The sequence below is a fragment of the Chromatium okenii genome, from assembly GCF_016583745.1.
GTDB lineage: Bacteria > Pseudomonadota > Gammaproteobacteria > Chromatiales > Chromatiaceae > Chromatium > Chromatium okenii.
Genome location: NZ_NRRQ01000136.1, coordinates 1 through 567, shown reverse-complemented (window position 1 = coordinate 567; position 567 = coordinate 1). Strand labels below are relative to the sequence as shown.

Genomic DNA, 567 nt, shown 5'->3' with positions numbered 1-567 from the left:
CACGAAGGGCAGCGGGTAAATCGGTGGGAATGGCTGCGGATGTGGGCTGCTTCATTGGGTGCGGGTTGATAGACAGCGGACGAAAGTAAGCGTCCTCCAGTTTCTCGAACACGTCCCAAGCCTGATCGGTCTCCAGCATCTTGGCGTGACGAGCCGCACCGCGTTCTGTCCACAGGGTTAACGCCTTGACTCGCGGCGATATTTTCACAGAGTGACTATTAGCTACTCTGTGCAAGTCTTTGAATTCACGCAGATCATCGCCTTCCAACACAAAGAAGTGCTTGCCACACTCAAAACGATCTTGATTGCGCGAGTGGTTTTTACGGATGTTGTCGGTTTCAGTTCTGTAGACCTGAGCCAGCAAATCAGTTGTCAAGACGCGGACACCTTGAAAGGTGATAACGGGCAGGGTTTCAACGGTTACTGCGGAATGTGAAGCGCGTTTCATAACAGTCTCCAATGACTTGCGTGGAGCCTGCCGTCACTGTGTGACATCAGTAAATGGCGGCAGACTGTGGCGAGGTTGTCACAACCGGGCATTGGAACCGGCAAGCCTTGCGGCTTCCT

1 protein-coding gene is annotated in these 567 nt (G+C 53.3%); it reads right to left on the bottom strand.

The genetic code is table 11. The annotated features are described in order from the left end of the window. Positions 1-448, bottom strand: a 448-nt coding sequence (locus tag CKO12_RS14535) for an ORF6N domain-containing protein (RefSeq protein ID WP_200155421.1), incomplete at its 3' end; no start/stop codon positions are given. Positions 449-567 lie beyond the last annotated feature (119 nt).